This window comes from Elstera litoralis (assembly GCF_000963705.1).
GTDB classification, from domain to species: Bacteria; Pseudomonadota; Alphaproteobacteria; order Elsterales; family Elsteraceae; genus Elstera; species Elstera litoralis.
The window spans coordinates 1-667 of the sequence record NZ_LAJY01000974.1; the positions used below are offsets into that span (position 1 = coordinate 1).

Below are 667 nucleotides of genomic sequence, written 5' to 3' on the forward strand. Positions count from 1 at the left end.
TAGAGCGTAATGCGGTCAGACGTCCAAGTTGCGACGCCCGTTCCAAAAAAATCCGCATCTTCCGTCCAAATCGGACAATCCAGCATAAGGGCACAGGCCAGAACGGGCCAATCATCGGCATCGCGCGCAGCGATCCGCTGAAGGGCTCGGTTTTTCAAACCACCGTATAGATTGGCATCAATTGAGTGGACGAGTGTTTCCAAGGCTTCCAGCGTTTCCAAAACCGTATCGGCTGGAAGACCACGCTTTGTGAGGAGCGCGGGTAAATAATGGTACGCATCAGCATACGCGACGTCGGGTGCAAAAAACTTAACTGTCGGGGCATTTTCCAGAATTAGTGCGCGCACTCGATTTCCCAGAACCGCCCTAATCAAAATATTAGCATCTAGAATAAGGGCTTTTCGACTCATTCCCCCAGAGCTTTCGGCTTTTTTGCCTGCCTACGCGCAGTCTTAAACTCAGTAACGATTGCTTCAATATCAACCGAGTGCGCAGCAAGTAGCTTATCCAAGGTCTCGCTGGCCTTTTTCAGCGCTGCAAGATCGGCCTCTCCTTGCCCGCGCGTTGGAATGAAATAACCCACGGTTTGCCCGTGCCGCGTTATGGCAACCGGCGTACTTGAGGCGATGTATTCGGCCAAATCGGCGCGGAACTCCCGCATCCCTAC

Annotated in this window: 2 protein-coding genes; both read right to left on the reverse strand. The window is 52.8% G+C overall.

Annotated elements, in window-relative coordinates; genetic code table 11:
- Nucleotides 1–347: PIN domain-containing protein (locus tag VZ95_RS21015; protein ID WP_232302799.1), on the reverse strand; the 347-nt coding region annotated here is incomplete at its 3' end.
- Nucleotides 348–406: 59 nt separating this feature from the next.
- Nucleotides 407–667 (reverse strand): type II toxin-antitoxin system Phd/YefM family antitoxin (locus tag VZ95_RS26380; RefSeq protein ID WP_198148478.1); only part of this gene is annotated, 261 nt, incomplete at its 5' end.